The organism is Streptomyces lacrimifluminis, assembly GCF_014646095.1.
GTDB classification, from domain to species: Bacteria; Actinomycetota; Actinomycetes; order Streptomycetales; family Streptomycetaceae; genus Streptomyces; species Streptomyces lacrimifluminis.
This window is the reverse complement of sequence record NZ_BMMU01000011.1, coordinates 37,404-60,324: the sequence shown is the minus strand read 5'-3', so window position 1 is coordinate 60,324 and position 22,921 is coordinate 37,404. Positions and strand designations below refer to the sequence as shown.

Here is a 22,921-nt window from a genome sequence, read left to right as displayed (position 1 = left end):
GGGGCCTGTGGTCGGTGGCCACGCCGAGACTGTGGCTGGGTCGCTCAGGCCGCGTGCTCGTGGTGTCCGGCTTCGATCGGGTCCCCCGCGCGGGCCCAGGCGCCGGTGCCGCCGGACACGGAGTACGCGTCGATGCCGCGGGAGTTCATCCGGCCGGCGGCGGTCCTGCTGCGGTTTCCGCTGGCGCAGATCACGAACACCGGCCTGTCCGTGGGCAGTTCACCGCATCGGGCCGACACGGAGTGCAGCGGCATCAGCCGCGCGCCCGGTACATGCCCGGACGCGTACTCGTCCGGCTCCCATGCGTCGATCACGAACCCACCGTCGGCTGAGGCCGTGGTGAACGCCTCCTGGGTTGTTTCGCGAGCCACTTGATTGCCTCCTCAAATACCCCCGGGGGTGTCTTGGTGCCGAGAGTACGGCGATCGGGGAGGGGCCGTCAAATACCCCTGGGGGTATTTGCCCGTCAGGTAAGCCGCGGCACGGCGCCAGGGGCGGGAACGAGCCGTGATCCCCGGGACTCCGCCCTGGGCAGCCGACCCGGTTCCCCGCCCCGGCGCTCCGAACGGCCACTTCCTTCGGCCAGCACGGACAAGGGCAGGTCACGCGCGTGCGTCGGTGCTACGGCGAGCGGTCGCCACTCTCCGGACCATGACCCGGGAGAAGAGCACGTCTCCTGCACAGCGGTTCGGCGGTGTGCCGCTTCCGTTGCGCGAGGTGACGGGGCTGTCGAATCTGCCGAGGTCTTACGGAGCTGTGACGACATGGGCGTGGGGCTGCCGTACGGTGCGTCCCTGCTCCTAGCGTTCCGGTCATGCGAGTACTGGTCACCGGCGGAGCCGGGTTCATCGGGAGTCATGTCGTCGAGGTACTGACCGCGCGGGGGCACGAGGCGGTCGTGTTCGACCTGCGTGACGGCGCGGACGTGCGCGACGCCGTGTCGGTCGCCGCCGTACTGCCGGGTGTGGACGCGGTCTGTCATCAGGCCGCGATGGTGGGACTCGGCAAGAACTTCGGTGACGCGGCCGAGTACGTGTCGCACAACGACCTCGGTACGGCCGTGCTGCTCTCCGCCATGGCCGACGCGGGGGTACGCCACCTCGTGCTGGCCGGGTCGATGGTCGTGTACGGCGAGGGCTCGTACACCTGCGAGTCGCACGGGGCGGTACGGCCCGGCCCCCGGACCGTGGCCGATCTGGACGCGGGGCGGTTCGAACCCCGGTGCCCGTGGTGCGAGGAAGGTCTGACACCGGGAATGGTCGGTGAGGACGCCCCGGCCGACCCCCGCAACGTGTACGCGACGACCAAGCTGGCCCAGGAGCATCTGGCGGCGGCGTGGGCCCGGTCGACGGGCGGCTCCGCGGTTTCGCTGCGCTACCACAACGTGTACGGGCCGGGCATGCCGCGCGACACCCCGTACGCGGGGGTCGCGTCCTTCTTCCGGTCCGCGCTCGCCCGGGGCGAGGCTCCGCGCGTCTTCGAGGACGGTGGCCAGCGGCGGGACTTCGTACATGTGCGGGACGTGGCCACGGCCAACGTGGCGGCGCTGGAGGCCGAGGCCCGGACCGGGGCGCTGGTCGCGTACAACACCGGCAGTGGGGAGCCCCACACGGTGGGGGAGATGGCCCAGGCGCTGGCCTCCGCGTACGGCGGGCCCGAGCCCGTGGTGACCGGGGAGTACCGCCTGGGGGACGTACGCCACATCACGGCGGACTCGTCCCGCCTGCGGGCCGAGCTGGGCTGGAAGGCCGAGGTCGGGTTCGCGGAGGGCATGCGGGAATTCGCGAGTGCAAATCTGCGTGGGGAGTAGCTCTCGGCCCACTCGTGTGCCCCGGCTCCGCCCCGACGTCCGCGTTCCGTAAGGAGCGTGAGTCCGCTATCTCCCTTTTGTCTTCGTAAGGTGGAAGCCGTGATGACCTCTCCTGAATCAGAATCAAAACCAGCGTCAGAACAGGGGGCGGCGACGGTCGCGGCGCCTGTCGACGTCGTCCTCCCCTGCCTGAACGAGGCCGAGGCCCTGCCCTGGGTGCTCGCGCGCATCCCTCCCACCTGGCGCGCGCTGGTGGTGGACAACGGATCCACGGACGGCTCGCCTGAGCTGGCCCGTGCCCTCGGTGCGACCGTCGTGCGCGAGACCCGCCGCGGCTTCGGCGCCGCCTGCCATGCCGGGCTGACCGCGGCCACCGCGGACATCGTGTGCTTCTGCGACTGCGACGCCTCACTCGACCCCTCTCTGCTCGAGCCCTTCGTACGCGAGGTACATGAGGGTGCGGCAGACCTCGTGCTCGGGCGGCGCCGCCCGCAGGGCCGAGGTGCCTGGCCCGCGCACGCCCGGATGGGCAACCTCGTGCTGGCGCGGATGCTGCGTCGTCGCACAGGGCTGCGCCTGCACGACCTCGGCCCGCTTCGCGCCGGCCGCCGCGAACAACTGCTCGACCTCGCGCTCACGGACCGCCGCAGCGGCTACCCGTTGCAGATGGTCGTCCGGGCCGCCGACTCCGGCTGGCGTGTCGTCGAGCACGACGTGCCGTACCTGCCGCGCACCGGTGCCTCCAAGGTCACCGGCACCTGGCGCGGGACCTGGCAGGCGGTACGGGACATGGGCCGGGTCCTGTCCGAACCACCGGCGCCCCGGGACGGGACTGCCGCCGGCTCGCACTCCGTACATCCAGGAGGAACCGCTCAGTGACCACACTTCTCGTCATCGCCAAGGAACCGCGGCCGGGCCGGGTCAAGACCCGGCTCACCCCGCCGTTCACGCCCCGGGAAGCGGCGGCGCTCGCCGAGGCGGCACTCGTGGACACTCTGCGGGCCGTGGCGGCCACCCCCGCCCGGCGTCGTGTGCTGGTGCTCGACGGCGCTCCGGGTCCCTGGCTGCCGCCCGGCTTCGACGTCGTCCCGCAGTGCGCCGGAGGTCTCGACGAGCGGCTGGCCGCCGCGTTCGCCGGCTGCGACGGACCCGCGCTGCTCATCGGCATGGACACCCCACAGGTGACGCCCGCGCTGCTCACCGTGGACTTCGCCGACTGCGACGCGTATTTCGGCCCGGCCGTGGACGGCGGTTTCTGGGCGCTGGGTCTCGCCCAACCGGACCCCGAACTGCTGCGCGGTGTGCCGATGTCGACGCCCACGACGGGCGCCGTGCAGCGAGGGCGACTGGTCGAGGCGGGCTTGCGCGTACGTGAGCTGCCGTGCCTCCGGGACGTGGACACCGCCCGTGACGCGGCGGCGGTCGCCGCATCGGCCCCGGAAATCCGGTTCGCCGTTGAGCTGGGGCGTCTCGGAGCGGTCGCCGGTCGATGAGCACCGCACACGAGATCACGTCGCCGAGGGCGATCGGCCCGGATCGTCCCGCGTCCGTCGCGTCCGTCGCGTCCGTCGCGTCCTCCGGCACCCCGGGCCCTTGGGCTGCCGACCCCTACTCCGAGGCCCTGGCCGCCGGTGGCGGGCCGCTCTTCCTCCGTCGTACCGACGGCTGGCTGCTGCCGCTGGAAGTGGATCGCTGGTGCGCCAGGGCCGACGCGGCGGACATGAAGGTCCTGGAGCACTGCGAGGGGGCGGTGCTCGATGTGGGATGCGGACCCGGGCGGCTCGTCGCCGAACTCGCGTCCCGGGGCCTGCCCGCGCTCGGCATCGACGTCAGCGAAGCCGCGGTCGCCCGCACCGTGCGGCTCGGTGGCCAGGCCCTGCAGCGCTCCGTCTTCGAACCGCTGCCCGCCGAAGGACGCTGGGACACCGTCCTCCTCATCGACGGCAACATCGGCATCGGCGGCGACCCGAGCGCCCTCCTGCGGCGGATGTCCCAACTCCTCAATGACGGCGGCCTCTTGATCACCGAGACCGTCCCGGACAGCCAGGTCGACGAACGTGTCACCGTCCACGTCGTCCGCATCCCCGCCGAGGCTCACGGGTCCGTCGGCCCACCCTTCCCCTGGGCCCGTCTCGGCACCCCGGCCCTGCTCCGGCTCGCGACCCGGGCGGGCTGGCGTCCAGCGGGTCAGTGGACGACCGGCGACCGCTCCTTCGTCGTCCTGCGCAACCGCGCCGACCGCAGCAGGAGGGCCACCGCCGAGCCGCCGAACAGCACCGCCGTGATCAGCAGCCAGCGGGACAGGAACCCGTCGCCGGACAGGGCGGTGGCAGACCGGTAGCGGTCCGCCGCCTGTCCGCTGATCAGCGGAAACCAGATCAGCAGCAGAAGGCCGGAGAACGCCGCCGGGACGCGCACGAAGACAGTCCACTCCCGGCGGCCGAGCACGCCCAGCGCCCGCGTGACGACCCGGTCCGCGCCCGCGTACAGCGGCAGCAACACCAGGTCGTGCACCAGCGCCGCGCCCACGAACCAGAGCGCGACCGAGAACCAGTCGTCCGCGAACAGCCGCACCCCCGCGTACCCGGCCAGCGCGAACGAACAGGCGAGAAGCAGGAGTGGGAACGGGCTCCCCATGTACCGGCGCAGCGGAAGGCGTCGCATCGCAGATCGTCGCATCACAGGTCTCCGAACGTCATCCGTGCCACCCACTTGGTGTTGAGCACCCCGGGCGCCGCGGGGACGATGATCCGCGCCGGGTAGCCGTGGTCAGGGGTCAGGGGCGCGCCGTTGACGAAGAGAGCCAGCAGCGCACGCGGGTCGCCCACCTGGTTGTCACGCAGGGCTGCCCGGCGGAACGCCCCGTGCCGCTGGAGCGACTCCACCAGTACGTCGGGCGGAGCGTCGCTCTCGTACCCCACGAGCGCCGCCAGATCCCGTAGGCGTACGCCCCGCCACGACTGGTCGGAGGTCGACCAGCCCTCCACACAGGCGATGGGCAACGCGGCGTTGTGCAGCGGGAGTCGCAACAGTTCCGCCCGGCTGAGCCGGACCGTCCGTCCGGGCCCCTCGATGACCAGCCGCCACGCCTCGTCACTCGTCTCCGTCGTGCTGATGCCACGCGACGCGGCCGTCTTGTTGATCTGGAAGCCGCCGGGCCCCGACCCCGGTTCGGGGCCGCCGTGCGGCGCGAGCAGAGCCGTCTGCCGCAGTGGCCCGTCGAAGCTCCGGCCCGCCGTCGTGACCAGCAGGAGCAGAGAGCCGCCGCCGACGAACCCGAGGGCGCCCCGGCGGGAGAAGGTGGGCGGGGCGGGGGCCGGGGAGACGAGGTCGCTGTCCTCGTCGCGCAGGTGGCGCAGATTGCGCAGCGCCGCCGGCACTCGCAGCACCGCGTGCGTCACGAACGCCGCGAAGAACACCCAGGCCCCGTAGAAGTGCAGCGGATAGAAGGACCCGGGGAAGAGGTACTCCAGCTGGACGTTCAGCACGCCTGTGGTGAACTCGAACAGCGCGCCCCCGACCAGCAGAAGCAGCGAGATCCGCTCCAGCGCGTGTGCGAGCGACCGTACGGGCGGCAGGGTGAACAGCCGCGGCAGGACCGACCACAGCTTCGCCAGCAGTACGGGGATCAGCACGATGCCGAGGGTGACGTGTACGCCCTGGGTGAGTCGGTACAGCCAGGGCGGGTCGGTCGGCCAGACGAAGAGGTAGAAGCCGAGCAGGCCCTTGTCCGGGGTCTTCTCGTTCACCGGCGACAGGCCCGGGTTGTAGGCCGCGTACGACACCAGGCCCGTCACGAAGAGCACCGTGATCCCGCCGAGCAGTACGACGCCGAGCACGGACGTGAACCAGGGGCCGCGCAGCGGACTGCGCCAGAAACCGGGGGAGGTGGGGAGGAGAGGGGCGCGCATGTTCCGACCGTAGGCCGGGACAGGCGGGGAACAGGGCTTGCGACTCATGACGAAACGCTGACGTCCTGGCTTGCCGGAGTCCTGTCCGGCCTACCGCGGCTTAGCGTGCCGGTGTGAACCGCGATCATCTCCGCGACCTGTCCGCGGCCCTGGCCGCAGCGCTGCTCGTCACGACGGCCGCTGTGATCGGTACCGTCATCCAGGACCGCTACGGAACCCTACGCGTGAGCTGGCCTCCCCTGTACGGCCACTGGGAGCCGCACGTCGGCCCCGGCACCCCCGCCGCGATCGTCGTGGCCGCCGCCGTCGTCGCGTACGGGCCGCTGCTCGCCGCCCGGCTGCCCTGGCGCGTGCTGCTGGTCACTGCTTGCGGCACCGCCACGGCGTGGACGTTCTCGCTCGCCCTGGTCGACGGGTGGCAGCGGGGCATCGCCCTGCGGCTGACGACCAAGTACGAGTACCTCCAGGTCATCGAACCCGTCAACCGCTTCCACGACATCCCCGCCGCCCTGCGGGACTTCACTCAGCACATCCTGATCCGTTCCCCCGACGCCTGGCCCGCGCACGTCGCCGGGCATCCTCCCGGGGCCACCCTCACGTTCGTCCTCCTCGACCGGATCGGGCTGGGCGGCGGGGCCTGGGCGGGCGTCTGGTGCATCACCGTCGGGGCGACAGCGGCGGTGGCGGTGCTCGTCACCGTGCGCGCGCTGTGCGGGGAGGCTCTCGCCCGCCGGGCCGCACCCTTCCTGGTCCTGGTCCCGGCGGCCGTGTGGATGGGCACCTCCGCGGACGGATACTTCGCGGCGGTGGCCGCCTGGGCCGTCGCCTTCCTCGCCCTCGCGGTCACCGGACACCGGCCACGATCGGCAGGGCTGGCCTCCGGGCTCCTCTTCGGCCTCACCGCGTATCTCTCGTACGGGCTGACACTGTTCGCGGTGATCGCCGGCGGTGTCGTGCTGCTCGGCTCCCGACGCTTGCGCCCACTCCCGTACGTCCTCGCCGGATTCGTGGTCGTCCCGGCCGCGTTCACGTTCGCGGGCTTCAACTGGTGGGAGGCCTACCACCTGCTCGTCACCCGCTACTACCAAGGGGCCGGCGGTGTCCGGCCGTACGGATACTGGGTGTGGGCGAACCTCGCGTGCACGGCTCTGGTGGTGGGTCCGGCGACAGCCGCGGGCCTGCGGCGGGCGGGCGCGGCTCCGGTACGCAAGGGCTTCCGCGGTCGCCTGCGTACAACCGCGGACGCTCCCGGATCACGGCTCGCCCTCCTCGTGTTCGCCGCGCTGCTCGCCCTTCTCGTCGCCGACCTCTCGGGCATGAGCAAGGCGGAGACGGAGCGCATCTGGCTGCCGTTCGCCCTGTGGCTGCTCCCGGCCTGCGCGTTTCTGACCCGACCCCGCGCCTGGCTCACCGCACAGGCCGCTCTGGCCCTGCTCCTCAACCACCTGCTGCTGACGGGGTGGTGACGACCGACGGCGGGCCCGGTTCGAGCCGCCACGGACGGACAGCGGGGCCGGGTTCTTACGAAACGCGGACGTCGGGTGGGCCGTGCCGCACGGGGGTGACGCCGGTGGGAAGCTGGAGGCATGCAGCAGTCGCATGAATCCGCGGGTTCCGAGCTTGCTCCACCTGGGCGTGGAGGCGCGATGCGCGTCCTCGTGGTGGACGACGACCCAACGGTCGCCGAGATCGTCTCCGGCTATCTCGACCGAGCCGGGTACGACGTGGAACGAGCCGGTGACGGGCCGTCCGCACTCGTGCGGGCCGCCGCGAACCGGCCGGACCTGGTGGTGCTCGACCTGATGCTGCCCGGAATGGACGGCCTGGAGGTGTGCCGCCGCATCCGGGCCCGTGGACCCGTGCCGGTCATCATGCTCACCGCCCGCGGCGACGAGGGCGACCGGATCCTGGGCCTCGAAGTGGGCGCGGACGACTACGTCACAAAGCCCTTCAGTCCCCGTGAGCTGGTGCTGCGGGTCGAGTCGGTACTACGCCGGACCCGGCCCGCCGCGACAACCCACCCGGTGCACGGGGCAGGCATCACCGTCGACCCGGCCGCCCGGCGAGCCACCAAGAACGGCCTCGAACTCAGCCTCACGCTCCGCGAGTTCGACCTCCTCGTCTTCCTCCTGCGCAACCACGGCCGCGCCTACAGTCGCGAAGAGCTGATGCGTGAGGTGTGGGGCTGGGACTTCGGCGATCTGTCCACCGTCACCGTCCATGTACGTCGGCTGCGGGGCAAGGTGGAGGACGACCCGGCCCGGCCGCAGCTGATCCAGACGGTGTGGGGAGTGGGCTACCGCTTCGACACCACGCCCTTCGAGGAGGCCGTATGAGCATGAGCGACTTCCTGTTGATCGGCCTGTTCGCCCTGCTCGGCGCTGTCGCGGCCGGGCTGTTGGGGGCCGGTGTCCTGTGGCTGATCCGGCGACGCTCGCTGACCATGTCCCTCGCCGTGGTCGTGGCCGTGGCGGTGACGGCCATGCTGGCGGGCACGCTGGCCGTGGCGAGGGCCATGTTCCTGTCCTCGCACGATCTTGCTGTCGTCACCATGGTCGTGGCGATGGCGGCGGTCGTCTCCCTGGCCACCGCGCTGTTGCTCGGCCGGCGGGTCGTCGCCGGCAGCAGGGCGCTCACCGCGGCTGCCCGTTCCTTCGGTGACGGCGGCCATTTCGCGGCACCCGACGGCTCGGCGAACGCCGAACTCGCCGCACTGAGCCGGGAGTTGGCCAGCACCAGTGCGAAGCTCGCCACGTCCCGGGACCGTGAGCGCGCCCTGGAGACATCGAGACGCGAACTGGTCGCGTGGATCTCGCACGACCTGCGCACCCCACTCGCCGGGCTGCGTGCCATGTCCGAGGCCCTGGAGGACGGCGTCGCCGCCGAACCGGAGCGCTACCTCCGCCAGATGCGCACGGAGGTCGAACGTCTCAACGACATGGTGGGGGACCTCTTCGAACTCTCCCGCATCCACGCCGGGGCGCTCGCCCTCTCTCCGTCGCGCATGTCCATGTACGACCTCGTCGGCGACGCTCTGGCCGGAGCGGACGCTCTCGCCAGAGAGCACGGTGTGTGGCTGATCGGCGATCGCATCGAACCGGTGCCCGTGGAGGTGGACGGCAAGGAGATGAGCCGGGTGTTGAGCAATCTGCTGGTCAACGCGATCCGCCGGACACCCTCGGACGGTACGGTCGCGGTCGCCGCCGAGCGTTCCCACGACGGTGTCGTCGTGTCCGTCACCGACGGCTGCGGCGGCATCCCGGACGACGATCTGCCGCGTGTCTTCGACACCGGCTGGCGCGGCACGCATGCCCGTACCCCTCCGGCCGGCGCCGGCCTCGGTCTCGCCATCGTCCGCGGCATCGTCGAGGCACACCGCGGTCAGGCCGCCGTACGCAATGTGCCCGGCGGTTGTCGCTTCGAGGTGACACTGCCTTTGGCCGAGGCCTGACCGGAAAGTCCTGCGGCCGGACGAGGCCGAGGCCGGGTGATGAAAACCGACCTCGGCCGGGTTCCGCGGGCCGCACCTCCACGGGAGCTTCCCGTACGCGGCCGGGCTCCGGGCGGCAGGCCGCGAGCCCTTGGTGTTGAGGCAGTCGACCGTCTGGACGGACAGCGTCGTGGAGGCGACAGCGTCGCCTGGGTGATCACCGGACCCGGACTCACCGGGTGGGAGTTGCTCGGCAGCCGTTCGGGTGGGGCGTCATGTACGCATGAGGAGTGATCCACCGGAGGTGTCCCGAATGGCAGGCGCGACGCGGTCGGCCACCGGTCCGTGGGGTCAGACGCGGAGGGGCGAAGGTGAGGCTGGCCGGCCGGCGGGTGCGGTCCTGTCCGTTCCCCAGACGAGCAGGGCGAAGCCCAGGGCGAAGGCGAGCATCGTCCACACCCCGCGAGGCCAGAAGATGTGACTGTCCGTGAAGGACCAGCCGGCCGCCAGGAGTACCACCGTGCCGGGGACGACCCGCGCGCCGTGTCTCGGGAAGAGCGCGACGGCTGTGGCCAGAACGGCACCGATGAGGGCGTACGCGCCGACCTGCCCGAGTGCCTCACCCATGTCGTAGAGCGGATGCTTGACCGGTCCCAGGCTCTCTGTCCCGGCGGTGTGTTCGACCGCGGTTCCGGCCGCGATGCCGGCCACGGCGTCGAGGCCCGTGTAGAAGGTCGCGTAGACGAACGCACCTACCCAGGCCAGCACCGTGGCGGCGCCCGCCGGGTCGCGGCGTGGTCGGTGCCACAAGGGGACGAGGAGGCCGATCGTCAGCAGTGGGAAGACCGGCAACAGGACGACGTGCAGCTGTATCCAGTCCGCGGCTGTCGACCTGGAGAGACCGTGGGGGTGTGCGATGCCCGCGGTGGCGAGCGCAAGGGGCGCGGCGGTGGCGAGGGCGATCTTTCGGAGGGTCAGCACGGTGCGATCGTAGGCACGTGACGCCCCCCGGATCGGGGGCGAGAACGGGGGCGTAAGGGGTTCGTAAGATGAGGTGCCGGACCGCTTGGGCACGCTCCCCGAGGAGGCGGGCGCAGGATCCCCCGAGAGAGCGGGGCGCCGGTCCACTCGTGGCCGCTGTCGCTGCATCGGCCGACGCTCCCGCCCATCAACCCCTACGCCCCCGGGTGCAGCCCGAGCACGCCGGGCGTGGGGTCGCCCTTGACCTCGCCGAAGTACAGGGCGAAGGTCTGCTTCCAGCGCTCGACCGCGGCGCGGTCCTCCATGAAGCGGGGGAAGCCGTCCACATGGGCGTCGGGGTACTCCCACATCGGCTTCAGACCCGCCGGGGGAGTGATGTCGGTGCGGACGGACCAGCCGTTGAAGGAGCCGTTCTGCATCTCCTTCGAAAGCTGCCAGTTGAGGAACAGCTTGGCGGCCGTGGAGTTCTTCGCCTGCTTGAGGACGGCCACGCGCTGGCCCCAGGCCATGAACGGATGTCCGGCGCCGATGGCGAACGTCACGGGAGAAGTGCTGACCGCGGACCCGGCGGTGCCGACACCGATGACCTTCTGCCCGCCGAAGACGGCGTCGCCCGGGGTGTTGCTGCCGCGCGCGAACCGCACGTCCTGGGCGGCGAACTTGGCCACCCAGTCCCAGCCGTACTTCTGCACGTACAGCGTGAAGAGGTACAGCACCGCGTCGTCGTCGTGCGGGTAGGCGGAGGCGATCTTGCCCTTCCACTTCGGGTCGACAAGGTCGCGCGGGGTGAGCGGTGTCGTCGAACCGACCGCCGCCGTGTTGTACATGAAGCTGAAGGCGAGCGCGGTCGTGGCCACCCAGGCGCCCTGCGGGTCCTTGAACCTGTCGTAGACCTTCGAGAATCCGGCGGGCTTGTAGTGCAGCAGGCGGCCCTGCCCCTTCCAGCGGGTGAAGTCCTGGAGGGTCTGGAGTTGGACGAGGTCCGGGACGAGGGTGCCGGTGGCGAACTGGTTGTCGACGCGGACGTCCTGGTACTTGCTGTAGTCGACTATCAGCGTCAGGTCGATGTCCGGGAAGCGGGCCTTGAAGGCCGCCTTGGTGAAGTCCTGCTGGGTGGGGGTGTCGCCGCCGGCGTAGACGACGAGCTTGCCGCCCTCCGCCAGAGCGGTCCGGTAGAGCTCGTCGAGGGTCCTGGTCTCCTCGCCGCGGGTGGTGCCCCGGGAGGTGGCGGGGGAGGCGGCGGCCTGGGTGGCGTTCGCGGCGACCGCGCCGACCCCGAGGGCGGCGCCCGCTCCGGTGGCGAGGACATGTCGTCTGCTGAGGAAGCTGGACACGCTGAGGAAGCCTCTCTGATGGGGGGCGTGGTGAAAAAACCCGGTACCTCGGAGATGGGCAGAGGCGTCGGGTGGCCTTCATCCTGCACCGCCTCACGCTGATGGGCAACGTTTTCCATAGGTGGAATCCCACGTTCAATCGAACGGTTGAATGCTCGCGCAGCTCGGTCGGCGCCCTACTCCGGTGGTCGGTTCGTGGTCCGGCGCGGCATCAGAGTGGGGGACAGGAGGACCTGGTCCGTGGGTTTCTGCCGGTCGGAAAGCCGTTTCAGGAGCAGGCGGGCGGCGTTCCCGCCGATCTTGTGGCCTGCCTGGTCGACGCTGGTCAGCGAGATCGGGCCGAGCGCGGCGAAGGTGGTGTTGTCGTAGCCGGCCACCGAGATGTCGCCGGGAACGGCGAGGCCCGCTTCGCTCATTGCCTCCAGCACACCCATGGCCACGATGTCCGCGCCGGCGAATACGGCCGTCGGAACCCGGGGACGGGCCAGCAGTTCCTGCGCGCCCCGGTAGCCGCCCTCCTGGGTGTAGTTGGTGGAGACCACGTCGATCCACTCCCCGAGCCCGAGCGCCCGCATGGCCTGCCGGTATCCGTCGGCGCGGCGGGCGTTGGGCATTTCCACGAGGCGAGTCGGGTCGGTCTCGTGATGCTCGATGTGGGCGATGCGGCGATGCCCGAGGCCGGCGAGATGGCCGACGACCAGGGACGCGCCCTCGACATCGTCGTCGACCACCGTGTCGTACACCGGAGATGACCCGTGCCGACCGACGACCACGGTCGGCACGGAGGAGGCGACCTGTTCGAGGTGGGCGCGGGGCGAGACGGGTGCGACCAGGATGAGGCCGTCCATGCCGCGGTCCAGCATCGCCTCGGTGACCCGCGCTTCTTCCTTCTCGCCGTTGCAGCCGGGGCCCAGGAGCACCTGGTACTCCGTGTCCCCCAGCGCGGCGGTGATGCCGTCGAGCACGTCTGGGAAGAAGGGATTCCGGATGTCGGGGAGCATCACGCCGATGGTGTACGTCTGTCCGCGGAGTCCTCTGGCTCCCGCGTGCGGCCGGTAGCCGAGCTCGTCCATCGCGCGGCGCACCTTCGCGCGCATCTGGGGGCTGGCGCCGTACGCGTTGCGCAGCACCTTGGACACCGCGGTGGTGGACACCTGGGCGTGGCGTGCGACATCGATGATCGTGACGCGACGGCGTCGTGCTGGCGGCTCCATTCGATTCCTTTTCCCTGGGACGGCTGTGGTCGAGTCTACGGACGGGCCTGTGGCCCGGCGGACACCTCGTGACGGCTACGCGGGGCCGCCGTCGTAACAATCGTGCAGCGTGCGCGGCATCTTGACGTCACGCGAGACGCTCTCTAGGGTCTGGCCAGACCCGATGGGCAACGTTACTCATCGGGCCTGCGGCGCCATCGACCCGGCGTCGGGCCTCGTCGTCCCGTGGCGGGCGGCGACGGCCGCTCTCCCTGTGCCCCGCCGGCCACCGCCTCGACCGGGCAGCCGTATTGAATCGATTCAACAAGGGTCATAGAAGGTTGGAGAAGGGAGTGCGCCGGTGACCACGGCCCCGCACGAGCAGCTTTCGGACCACGCCCGGCTTCCGGACGCCGAGCCGGTTCCTCGCGTCCGGGGGCGGGCGCGAACCGATCCGCCCTGGTGGTTCGCTCTGCCCGCGGTGCTGCTGTTCGCCTTCGTCGTCCTGGTGCCGAGCGTTCGTGGTGTGTACTACGCCTTCACCGACTGGGACGGCCTGGATCCCCACTTCTCCTTCGTGGGCCTCGACAACTTCTCCGAGCTGTTCCGCGATCCCGACGCGACGCAGGCCATCCGGCACACCCTGCTGATCGCCGTGTCGATCACGGTCGTCCAGAACGCGCTGGGCCTGCTGCTCGCGCTCGGGGTCAACTCGGCCGTCAAGTCCCGCAACCTGCTCAGGGTCCTGCTGTTCGCCCCAGCCGTGATCACCCCGATCGTCACCGCCTACCTCTGGCGCAACCTGCTCGGCCCCGACGGTGCGGTCAACAGCCTGCTCGGCGCGGTCGGACTGGACGGCCTGCGGCAGGACTGGCTGGGCAGTCCGACGGTCGCCCTGTGGTCGGTCGTCGGAGTGATCGTCTGGCAGTTCGCGGGCTACTCGATGGTCATCTTCCTCGCAGGACTCCAGTCCGTGCCCAAGGAGGTCCATGAAGCCGCGTCCATCGACGGCGCGGGACCTGTCCGGCGCTTCTGGTCGGTCACCCGGCCACTGCTCGCCCCGGCCCTCACCATCAACCTGATGCTGTCGATCATCGGCGGGATCAAACTCTTCGACCAGGTGTACGCGTTGACGGGCGGAGGGCCGGGGCACGCGACCGACACCCTCTCGACGCTGATCTACAAGGACGCCTTCACGCTGGGGGAGTTCGGCTACAGCATCGCGCTCGCGGTCGTCCTCACGATCATCGTGGCCGTCGTTTCGACCGGACAGTACGCCGTGCTGTCCCGCAACGAGAGGGCCACGTCGTGAACCGCTACCGCGGACGAACGTTCGCGCTGGAACTGACGATGGTCGCCATCGCCCTGGTCGTGGGCTTCCCGGTGTACGTCCTGGTCAACCTGGCCGTACGGTCGGCGTCGGACACCTCGTCGCCGATCAGCCCGACCACCTCGCCCACGCTGCAGAATTTCACCCAGGCCTGGCAACAGGGGGCGCTCGGCGGGGCGTTGCTCAACAGCGTGCTGGTGACGGCGTGCAGCGTCGCGATCGTGCTCGCCGTCTCCTCGCTCGCGGCGTTCCCGCTGGCGCGTGCCACGGCCCGCTGGTCCCGGGGTACCTACCTGGGTTTCCTGCTAGGCCTCGTCCTGCCCTTCCAACTCGCCTCGCTGCCCCTGTACCAGACCATGCGCGACCTGGGTCTGCTCGGCACACCCTGGGCGCTGGTCCTCTTCTACTCCGGCCTGCAGGTGCCGTTCACCGTCTTCCTCTACGTCGGCTTTCTGCGCGCCCTGCCACGCGACTTCGAGGACGCGGCACTGATCGACGGCTGCACACCGCTGCAGGGCTTCCGGTACGTGGTCCTGCCGATGCTCAAGCCCATCACGGTGACCGTCTTGGTGCTCAACTCCGTAGCGGTGTGGAGCGACTTCTTCACGCCGCTGCTGTACCTCAGCGGCAGCGCGCAGCAGACCATGCCGGTCGCGATCGCGGGGTTCGTCGGCCAGTACGTGACCGACTGGAACCTGATCTTCGCCGCACTGGTGATCAGCATCCTGCCCGTCCTGCTCGTCTACTTCGTGCTGCAGCGCAGCATCATCAACGGCTTCGCGGGAGGGCTGAAGGGATGACTCCCGACGCCCGACCGACCCTCACCCTCATGCCCGGTGGCTCTTCCCCGAGAAGGACATCATGAAGACACGTGCACTCCCACTCCTGATCGCCGCGGCGACCTCCATGGCTGTGCTGGCCGCTTGTAGTGGTGGAACCAAGGCCGGCTCCGGCGGCGGTTCGGGTGGCTCAAAAACCCTGACGCTCGCGTCGATCGACCAGGGCTCGGTCGAGGACGTCGTCAAGGCGTTCGAGAAGGCCAACCCGGGCGTCAAGGTCCGCTACACCACCAGCGGCGCCGACCAGTACCAGCAGCAGATCCGCACCCAGCTGTCCTCGGGCACCGCACCCGACGTGATGTCGGTCTGGCCCGGCAACGGCAACCCGGGCGCCACGTACGTCCTGGCCAGACCCGGCTACCTGCGCGACCTTTCGGACAGGCACTGGGCGGCCAGGATGCCCGAGGCGATCAAGAGCGTCGCCCAGTACGAGGGGAAGACCTACACCGCGGTCTTCGGGCAGAACGGCATCGGCGCGGTCTACAACGAGCAGGCCCTGGCGAAGGCCGGCCTCACCCCGCCGGACACCTGGACGAAGCTGCTCGACTTCTGCCGGGCGGCGAAGGCCAAGGGAACACCCGCCTTCGCGTTGGGCAACCAGGACAACTGGGTGACCCAGCTCGTCCAGTACGCGCTGGTCGCCACGACCGTCTACGGCGACGACCGTGACTTCGACGAGAAGATGCAGGCGGGACAGGCCACCTTCGCCAAGTCGCCATGGCTCACGGCCCTGGACAAGTACGTGACGATGGAGAGGACGGGCTGTTTCCAGAAGGACCCCCTGGGGACCAACTACGAGGCCAGCCAGGGCCTCGCCGCGACCGGCAGGACGCTCGGGATCATTCAGGGGAACTGGGTGATCGCCCTCCTGGAGGCGAAGAACCCGAAGGGCAGGTTCACGCTCCGGGCGCTGCCGGCCACCGACGATCCGTCGAAGACCCTCATACCGGCTGCGGCGGGTGCCGGCTACGGCGTCAACGCCAAGGCCAAGAACGAGGAACTCGCCCTGAAGTTCGTGGACTTCGTGATGTCCCCCGAGGGCATGAACCTGTTCGTCAAGAAGCAGGGCGGCCTGCCCAGTCTGTCCGACACGGGCTTCGTCGCGAACCCGTCGCTGGCCGAGCTGTCCGGGTACATCGAGGCCGGCAGGACCGTGCCGTTCATGGACCAGCTCTGGCCCAACGCCAAGGTCCAGCAGACCATGCTCAGCGGTCTCCAGGAGATCTTCAGCGACCAGTCCACCCCCAAGAAGCTTCTCGCCGAGATGGACGCCGACTACAGAGCCGGAAGCTGACATCACGCCGTTGCCCCGCCGGAGGGCGAGCGCGACGACGTCCTGCGGGACGTCCGCCAGGAGGACACCCGGCCCAGCTACGGCTGCTTCACGGCACCCGTCACCGCCGGTCCCGAGGGCATGGCGACCCTCTCCCCACGGGCGGCCGGAACCCCCCACACCGTCGGCTCGGCGAGGCACACGTTCACCGTGCGCACCTCCCCGACCGACTGCCGTACGACCGAGAGAAGGACGAAGACGTGAGCCAGGAAGCGCGCAGTACGGACCACGCCGACCGCGAGTCCGGGGCGGGGACACCTCCCCGTACCGCCAGGACGGCAGTGCGTCGTCGCACCGTGCTCGCTGTGACAGCCGGCGCCGTGTCGCTGGGGGCCGGTGCCATCGGAGGTGGGACGAGCGCGGCTGCACAGGCGTCCCGTGGTGAGGAGGGCGGCGCAGTGCTCGGACTGACCGTGGAACATCGCGCACACCCGCTCGGCGTCGACGCTTCCCGGCCGCGCTTCGGCTGGCGTATGCGGTCGACGGCGCGCGGGCGGAGCCAGGGGGCGTACCGGATCCTCGTCGCGAGTTCCCCGGAGAAACTGACCGTCGCCCGGGCGGACGTCTGGAACAGCAGCCGGGTCCGTACCTCCGATTCGGTGGCCGTCCGCTACGCGGGCAAACCGCTGCGCGCCTCGACCCGCTACCACTGGACCGTCACCGTATGGGACACCGAGGACCGGCTGGTGGGTACCGCGTCCCCTTCCTTCTTCGAGACCGGCCTGATGAGCACCGACGGTGTCGGCGGATGGGAGGGCGCGCGGTGGATCGGGATGAAGGCCAAGACCCCCAACTCGCCCGGCGCGCCGATGCTGCGGAAGGAGGAAGCCCTCAGGAGCGCGGGCCCCGGAAGGAACCGCCCGCGCGTTCGCGAGGCGCGACTCTACGTCTCGGCCCTCGGCGTGTACGACGCCCACGTGAACGGGCGACAGGTGACCGTGGAGCAGGACGGCGGCACCACGATCGAACTGCTGCCCCCGGGTTCGACCAACTACGACGCGCGCGTCAACTACATGACGTACGACGTCACCGACCGTGTGACGCGGGAGCCGGACGTCACCCTCGCGGTCGTCCTGGGCAACGGCTGGTACAACGGCCGCATCTCCGAAGGCAGTACGTACTACTCGGCGGACGGCAACGCCCTCGCCGTCAAGGCGAAGCTGCTGATCCGGTACGCCGACGGAACGTCTCAGACGGTCGTCACCGCTCCGGGAGACGGCTGGAAGGCCACTGACACGGGCCCCTACCGCGCCGACGACATCTACGACGGCCAGATCTACGACGCCCGCAAGGAACTGCCGGGCTGGACGGCGCACGGATTCGACGACTCGGCCTGGTCGGACGTGGAACGAGTCGCCTTCGACGACAGGTTCCCGGACTCGCGCCTCCTCGCCTACCCGGGCGAGACCGCACGCTTCATGCGCCGGTGGGACCGCCGACCGCAGTCGATCACCGTCGCCACCGGGGTGACCGGACAGGACGGCAGCCGGAACGGCCGGGGTCGGATCGTCGTGGACCCCGCCCGGACGGTGACCGATCCTGTGAAGGCGGCCTCCGCCCCGGTCACGATCGGCGCGGGGGAGACCGTCGTCTTCGACCTCGGCCAGAACATGGTCGGCGTGGCCCGCTACAGCCTGCGCGGCCCCGCCGGAACCAGGGCCGAGTTCAGGTTCGGCGAGATACTCAACGACGACAGCGCCGGCGCGGACGGTCCGGCGGGATCCCTCTACCGGGCGAACCTCCGCAGCGCCAAGGCCACCAGCACGTATGTCCTGAAAGGCGACCGGCAAGGCGAGACCCACCAGGACTCCCTGACCTTCTACGGCTTCCGCTACGTCTCCGTCACCGCGACGGACACAATCACGATCACCGGCCTGACCGGCAAGGTCGCCACGTCCGCGATCCGTGAGACCGGCACCGTCACCACCAATGATCCCGACATCAACCAGCTGGCGAGCAACATCCGTTGGGGCCAGCGCGGCAACTACCTCTGGGTGCCCACCGACTGCCCCCAGCGCGACGAACGCCTCGGCTGGACCGGCGACACCCAGGTGTTCTCGGCGACCGGTCTGTACAACGTGGACGCCGGTGTCTTCCTCAGCCACTTCCAGGACACCGTCGTCGACTCCGCACTCATCTACGGCATGGGGAAGGCACAGTTCACCGGGGTCGCCCCGACGGGACGGTACAACTTCCCGGGCGGTGGCAGCGGCTGGGCGGACGCCGGCGTCATCGTGCCGTGGACCGTGTGGCAGATGACCGGTGACGCGACCGTCGTCGAGGACAACTGGCCCGCGATGACGCGCTACCTGGACTGGATCCAGCAGCAGACCGGCGACACCTACGCCGGCCAGGGATCCCTCACCGGCGACTGGCTGGGGCCGCAGAAGACCAGCGCCCAGCTGATGAGCGACGTCTACTACGGCTACAGCACGCGGCTGATGGCACAGATGGCCCGCGCGCTCGGCAGGACGGCGGAGGCAGCGGCGTACGACCGGCTCTTCGGACGCATCAGGCAGGCGTTCATCACCAAGTACCTGAGTACGGAGGGCGGCACGGTCACGGTCAGGTCCAGCCTCGGCGACGCCTCGCCGATCGAACCGGGCTCCGACCCCGACCAGAAGACGGAGGACAACAGTCAGACAGCGCTGCTCTGGGTGCTCAAGCTCGGCTTCTACGAGACACTGGCCCAACGCCGCACACTCGTCGGCCATCTCGCCGCCAACATAGGTAACGACGATGCCTACAAGGCCGCACACCCCGGCAGCATCCGGGTCCGGTACTCCGAGAACACGCTGTCCGTGGGCTTTCTCGGCGTCAACGTCCTCGCCCCGGTCCTCACCGACGAGGGGCACGCCGACCTGGCGTACAAGCTGCTCCACCAGGACGCGCTGCCGTCCTGGCTGTTCTCGGTGAAGAACGGTGCCACCACGGTCTGGGAGCGCTGGAACTCGTACTCGAAGGAGGACGGGTTCGGGCCCGTCGGTATGAACTCCTTCAACCACTACGCCTACGGCGCGATCATGGAGTGGATGTACGCCTACATGGCTGGCATCGCCCGCGACCCGGAGAGCCCCGGGTTCAAGCACTTCGTGCTGCAACCGCACATCGATCCCACGGGCGGGATCACCAGGGTGTCGGGGACGTACGAGTCGCCGTACGGGGAGATCAGGAGCGAGTGGCAGGTGACGGAGGGCGGCAGGGCCCTCGTGTACGACGTGGTGGTGCCCGCGAACAGTGAGGCGACCCTGCGGCTTCCGGCGGTGTCGGCCGACTCGGTCCGCGAAGGACGTGCGCGACTGGCGGGTGCCGAGGGTGTGCGCTTCATCGGTTTCGGCGACGGGGTGTACGTCTGCCGGTTGGCGTCCGGTCGGTACCGGGTGAGCGCCCGGCTGCGCTGATGGGCTTGTGCCGACAGGACGGGGGAGAGCAACGTGTCCGCGGTGCCGGTCGGCGGCGCCGCAGACACGTCCGAGGCATCAGACCACGAGCCATTGCTGGTTCGTGCCGGTGTTGCAGCTCGCCTGGTTCAGGGCGGCCCCGTTGGCCGTCGACCCTCCGGTGACCTGTAGGCACAGACCGCTGTTGACGTTGGTGAAGGTGACGTAGGCGCCGATCACCGACGTCTTGCGCCAGAGCTGGTGCGTGCCGCCGTCGCAGGTCCACTGGTCGGCCGCCGCACCGTCGGCCTTGGAGCCACCGGGGATTTCGAGGCACTTGCCGCTGTTGACGTTGACCAGTCGGTAGTTCGCGCCGGAGGGGGTGGGCACCCACTGCTGGTTGGTTCCGGCGTTGCAGTTCCCGGAGTTGACGGCGCCGCCGTCGGCGGTGCTCGCGAACCAGACGTCCGCGCACTTGCCGCTGTTGCGGTTCATGAGGCGGTTGTTGACGGAGCCCAGTGGGGCGGCGAGGACGGGCCAGCCACCGGCGAAGGTGACCTGGCGGATGTCGAGGGCCTCCTGGCCGTTGTTGCCGCCGTCGTAGTAGTGGTAGGCGAGGAACTTCGACGCGCCGTCGTCAAAGGCGTCCGCGCCCCCGGCCGCCACCTTGGGGTACGCGCCCGCGAGTACCTGCGTTCCTCCGCCCGACGCCAGGTTGATGCCGTTCTGGTCGAGGTAGGGGCCGGTGATGCCGGTGGACCGTCCGACCACCGTGTAGTAGGTGCTGTTGGTTCCGCTGCAGCAGAGTCCCTTGGAGCCGAAGAGGTAGTAGTAGCCGCCGTTGAGGATGATCGTCGGGTTCTCGATGTCGACGGCGATGCGCCAGAGGTTGTTGTCGCTCGTCGACAGCTTGCCCGTGGCCTGGTCCAGGACGTGCATATAGGTGCCGGATCCGGTCCAGGAACCCCAGGAGACGTACAGCCTGCCGTCGGGTCCCCAGTCGACGTTGGGGTCGATGGGGTAGTTGACGTCGGTGACCATGCCCTGGTCGGCCCACGGGCCCTCGATACTGGTGGCGGTGGCGAGACCCATCACGGCGTACGAGGTGCCCCAGCGCGAACCGGCGTAGTACAGGTGGTACTTGCCGTTGAAGTACTTGATGTCGGGGGCCCAGATGTTCGGCGGCGTCGCACCGAGCCTGGCGGTGATCCAGGAGGGCGTCGACTCCCAGACGTTGCCGATCTTGGTCCAGCCGGTCGCCGCCGTGGCGTCGCACGTCCTGCGCTCGGTGATGGACCCGCTCGGGTTGAGCGGGTCGTTCTCGAACCCGGTGGAGAAGCCGTAGTAGCAGCCGCCCACCTTGATGACGGACGGGTCGTGCATACGGATGTCACCGCTGAGAGCCTCCGCCCGGCCGGCCGCGAGTAGACCGAGAACGGCCAGGGTGGCCGCCAGCAGAGCGGCGAGGACGGGACGGCGCCGTCGTCCGTGTATCCGCAGGAGGATGCCTTCTGCACGTGGGCTGGTCACACGAGACTCCTTTGTGTCGGTGAGGTGGTGGTACAGGCAGGACTCAGCCCTTGACCGCCCCCGCGGTCATGCCCGCCACGATCTGCCTGTTGAAGAACAGGAACATGATCAGCGGCGGGATCGTGATGAGCAGGATGTCCATGAAGAGCAGGTTGTAGCTGGTGCTGTACTGGCTCTGGAAGTTGAACAGCGTCAGCTGGACGGTGGCGTTCTGCTCGCCCGGGAGGAAGTACAGCGGGTTGGTGAAGTCGTTGAAGACGGCGACCGACTGGACGACGATCACGGTGACGACGACCGAGCGGAGCATGGGGAGGACGACCCGGAGGAAGAGCCGCAGCGGGGACGCACCGTCGATGATGGCGGCCTCGTCGAGTTCGCGCGGGATGGTGGCGATGAACGCGCGGAACAGCAGGATGGAGAAGGAGAGTCCGAAGGCGATCTCCACGAGGATCAGCCCGGGGAGAGTGCCGAACAGGCCGGCCTTCTGCAGGACCCAGATCGTCGGCACGACCGCCGGCGGGATGATCAGCCCGGACAGGACCAGGAAGTTGATCAGGCCCGTCCACCGGGTGACGCGGCGCTGCAGCACGAAGGCGACCATCGCGCCGAGGACGACCATCACCGTCACACTGGCGACGGTCAGGATCACGCTGTTGACGAACGCGATGACGAGAATGTAGTCCCGCGCTTCGAGTACCTGGACGAAGTTGTCGACCAGCCGGAAGTGGCGTGGCCACGAGAAGTCGAGCTGGGCGGCCTGCTGCGGATCCTTGACGGCCGTGAGCACGATGAACGCGAACGGGACGACGAAGACGACGATGCTGACGGTGACCGACAGGGCACCCAGCCAGGTACGGGTGGAGTTCCTCATCGCTGCACCTCCTTGCGGGCCAGGAAGCGGGACAGCGGGACGATGACCGCCGTCACGACCAGGAAGAGGATGACGTTCCCGGCGGTCGACAGGCCGTAGAAGCCCGCCTGGTACTGCTTGTAGATGACGGAGGCGACCACGTCGGAGCTGAAGCCCGGTCCGCCGCGTGTCATCGCCCAGATGAGGTCGAAGGAGCGCAGGCCACCGATGAGCGACAGGATGATCACCGTCGAGGTCGCCGGCCAGCTCAGCGGCAGGACGACGTTGCGCAGCAGCTGCCACGCGTTCGCGCCGTCGAGTTTCGCCGCCTCGTGGTACTCGTCCGGGATGGACACGATGCCGGCGATGTAGATGACGGTCGCGAGTCCGACGCCCTTCCACACATCGACGAGGGCCACCGAGAACAGTGCCAGCGACGGGTCGGTCAGCCATCCCGGACCGTCGACGCCGATCGCCGAGAGCGCCTTGTTGATCGCGCCGGTGGAGGGGTCCATGAAGGCGGTGAAGGTGATGCCGACGCCCACGGTGCTGACCAGTACGGGGAAGAACACCGCCGAGCGCAGATATCCCCGGGCACGGATCTGGCTGGTCAGCAGGATCCCGAGGAAGAGGCCGAGGACGACTTTGAGGCCCGAGGTGACGATCGCGTAGAGGAACGTGTTGACGAAGCCCTTGACGAGGGCGGGCTCCTGGAAGAACGCGGTGTAGTTGTCCAGGCCGATGAAGGTGGACTTGAAGATCGTCCACCTGGTCAGGCTGAAGTAGAACGACGCGAGGGTGGGGATGAGGAACAGCGCCCCGTAGATCACCGCGGCGGGCAGGTAGAACCAGGTGGGGTAGGAACTGTGCGTGCCGTGTGCCCGGCGTGCCCGGACCGGCGTCGGTGCCCGCTCGGTCGTTTTCGGCGGGGTCGGTGCAACTGTGGTCATCGATCGACCTCTCTCGGGTGCCTCCCCGCACCGCTCTCCGAAGGCGGGGA

Annotated in this window: 20 protein-coding genes; 11 read left to right on the top strand and 9 right to left on the bottom strand. The window is 69.6% G+C overall.

The features are described from left to right. Positions 1-44 precede the first annotated feature (44 nt). Positions 45-371, bottom strand: coding sequence for a rhodanese-like domain-containing protein (locus tag IEY89_RS18135; protein ID WP_189148465.1), 327 nt, complete (start codon positions 369-371; stop codon positions 45-47). Between the two features lie 443 nt (positions 372-814). Between IEY89_RS18135 and IEY89_RS18130 the strand changes: the two genes are divergently transcribed. The 4 genes from IEY89_RS18130 to IEY89_RS18115 all read left to right on the top strand — a co-directional run bounded on the left by IEY89_RS18130 (position 815) and on the right by IEY89_RS18115 (position 4,151). Continuing rightward, positions 815-1,810 carry an NAD-dependent epimerase/dehydratase family protein gene (locus tag IEY89_RS18130; protein WP_189148464.1) on the top strand — a complete coding sequence of 332 codons (996 nt, stop codon included), beginning with the start codon at positions 815-817 and terminating at the stop codon, positions 1,808-1,810. Positions 1,811-1,912: 102 nt separating this feature from the next. Continuing rightward, positions 1,913-2,689, top strand: a complete 777-nt coding sequence (locus tag IEY89_RS18125) for a glycosyltransferase family 2 protein (protein WP_189148463.1) — start codon at positions 1,913-1,915, stop codon at positions 2,687-2,689. After that, the gene (locus IEY89_RS18120; RefSeq protein WP_189148462.1) at positions 2,686-3,303 is read left to right on the top strand and encodes a TIGR04282 family arsenosugar biosynthesis glycosyltransferase; all 618 of its coding nucleotides are present in this window, start codon (positions 2,686-2,688) and stop codon (positions 3,301-3,303) included. The genes IEY89_RS18125 and IEY89_RS18120 overlap by 4 nt, the downstream gene beginning before the upstream one ends. Next, positions 3,300-4,151, top strand: coding sequence for a class I SAM-dependent methyltransferase (locus tag IEY89_RS18115; RefSeq protein ID WP_189148461.1), 852 nt, complete (start codon positions 3,300-3,302; stop codon positions 4,149-4,151). The genes IEY89_RS18120 and IEY89_RS18115 overlap by 4 nt, the downstream gene beginning before the upstream one ends. A 337-nt stretch (positions 4,152-4,488) precedes the next feature. Here IEY89_RS18115 and IEY89_RS18110 read toward each other — a convergent pair whose 3' ends face one another. Continuing rightward, positions 4,489-5,721, bottom strand: a complete 1,233-nt coding sequence (locus IEY89_RS18110) for a molybdopterin-dependent oxidoreductase (RefSeq protein ID WP_189148460.1) — start codon at positions 5,719-5,721, stop codon at positions 4,489-4,491. 113 nt (positions 5,722-5,834) lie between these two features. On the opposite strand from IEY89_RS18110, the gene IEY89_RS18105 reads away from it, so the two are divergent. The 3 genes from IEY89_RS18105 (at position 5,835) to IEY89_RS18095 (ending at position 9,172) form a co-directional block, all read left to right on the top strand. Next, entirely contained in the window at positions 5,835-7,187 is a 1,353-nt protein-coding gene (locus IEY89_RS18105; RefSeq protein ID WP_189148459.1) for a hypothetical protein, read from the top strand. Positions 7,188-7,367: 180 nt separating this feature from the next. After that, positions 7,368-8,057: a response regulator transcription factor gene (locus IEY89_RS18100; protein ID WP_189148458.1), complete on the top strand. Its 690-nt coding sequence runs from the start codon at positions 7,368-7,370 to the stop codon at positions 8,055-8,057. A 2-nt stretch (positions 8,058-8,059) separates the two neighbouring features. Further along, entirely contained in the window at positions 8,060-9,172 is a 1,113-nt protein-coding gene (locus tag IEY89_RS18095) for a sensor histidine kinase (protein ID WP_189148630.1), read from the top strand. A gap of 330 nt (positions 9,173-9,502) precedes the next feature. On the opposite strand, the gene IEY89_RS18090 is transcribed toward IEY89_RS18095, so the two are convergent. The 3 genes from IEY89_RS18090 to IEY89_RS18080 all read right to left on the bottom strand — a co-directional run bounded on the left by IEY89_RS18090 (position 9,503) and on the right by IEY89_RS18080 (position 12,680). Next, on the bottom strand, positions 9,503-10,132 hold the full coding sequence (locus IEY89_RS18090) for a hypothetical protein (protein ID WP_189148457.1): 630 nt from the start codon (positions 10,130-10,132) through the stop codon (positions 9,503-9,505). 194 nt (positions 10,133-10,326) lie between these two features. Beyond that, positions 10,327-11,466 (bottom strand): ABC transporter substrate-binding protein, encoded by a 1,140-nt coding sequence (locus IEY89_RS18085; protein WP_189148456.1) that lies wholly within the window; start codon positions 11,464-11,466, stop codon positions 10,327-10,329. Positions 11,467-11,642: 176 nt separating this feature from the next. After that, complete coding sequence (locus tag IEY89_RS18080) at positions 11,643-12,680, bottom strand: LacI family DNA-binding transcriptional regulator (protein ID WP_189148455.1); 1,038 nt, start codon at positions 12,678-12,680, stop codon at positions 11,643-11,645. A gap of 340 nt (positions 12,681-13,020) precedes the next feature. Here IEY89_RS18080 and IEY89_RS18075 point away from each other — a divergent pair, with 340 nt between their 5' ends. The 3 genes from IEY89_RS18075 to IEY89_RS18065 all read left to right on the top strand — a co-directional run bounded on the left by IEY89_RS18075 (position 13,021) and on the right by IEY89_RS18065 (position 16,122). Beyond that, positions 13,021-13,971: a carbohydrate ABC transporter permease gene (locus IEY89_RS18075; protein WP_189148454.1), complete on the top strand. Its 951-nt coding sequence runs from the start codon at positions 13,021-13,023 to the stop codon at positions 13,969-13,971. Beyond that, positions 13,968-14,789, top strand: a complete 822-nt coding sequence (locus tag IEY89_RS18070) for a carbohydrate ABC transporter permease (protein WP_189148453.1) — start codon at positions 13,968-13,970, stop codon at positions 14,787-14,789. The genes IEY89_RS18075 and IEY89_RS18070 overlap by 4 nt, the downstream gene beginning before the upstream one ends. A gap of 61 nt (positions 14,790-14,850) precedes the next feature. Beyond that, positions 14,851-16,122 (top strand): ABC transporter substrate-binding protein, encoded by a 1,272-nt coding sequence (locus IEY89_RS18065; protein ID WP_189148452.1) that lies wholly within the window; start codon positions 14,851-14,853, stop codon positions 16,120-16,122. A 77-nt stretch (positions 16,123-16,199) separates the two neighbouring features. Here the strand turns inward: IEY89_RS18065 and IEY89_RS18060 are convergent, their stop codons facing one another. Then, positions 16,200-16,391, bottom strand: a complete 192-nt coding sequence (locus IEY89_RS18060) for a hypothetical protein (RefSeq protein ID WP_189148651.1) — start codon at positions 16,389-16,391, stop codon at positions 16,200-16,202. Between IEY89_RS18060 and IEY89_RS18055 the strand changes: the two genes are divergently transcribed. Beyond that, positions 16,362-19,562 carry an alpha-L-rhamnosidase gene (locus IEY89_RS18055; RefSeq protein WP_189148451.1) on the top strand — a complete coding sequence of 1,067 codons (3,201 nt, stop codon included), beginning with the start codon at positions 16,362-16,364 and terminating at the stop codon, positions 19,560-19,562. The two genes, IEY89_RS18060 and IEY89_RS18055, sit on opposite strands and share 30 nt — an antisense overlap. Positions 19,563-19,640: 78 nt before the next feature. On the opposite strand, the gene IEY89_RS18050 is transcribed toward IEY89_RS18055, so the two are convergent. The 3 genes from IEY89_RS18050 to IEY89_RS18040 are packed head-to-tail and all read right to left on the bottom strand — an operon-like array spanning position 19,641 to position 22,871. Continuing rightward, positions 19,641-21,071: an RICIN domain-containing protein gene (locus IEY89_RS18050; protein ID WP_189148450.1), complete on the bottom strand. Its 1,431-nt coding sequence runs from the start codon at positions 21,069-21,071 to the stop codon at positions 19,641-19,643. Positions 21,072-21,114: 43 nt separating this feature from the next. Continuing rightward, on the bottom strand, positions 21,115-21,942 hold the full coding sequence (locus IEY89_RS18045) for a carbohydrate ABC transporter permease (protein WP_189148449.1): 828 nt from the start codon (positions 21,940-21,942) through the stop codon (positions 21,115-21,117). Beyond that, positions 21,939-22,871: a carbohydrate ABC transporter permease gene (locus IEY89_RS18040; RefSeq protein ID WP_189148448.1), complete on the bottom strand. Its 933-nt coding sequence runs from the start codon at positions 22,869-22,871 to the stop codon at positions 21,939-21,941. The genes IEY89_RS18045 and IEY89_RS18040 overlap by 4 nt, the downstream gene beginning before the upstream one ends. Between the last annotated feature and the right edge of the window lie 50 nt (positions 22,872-22,921).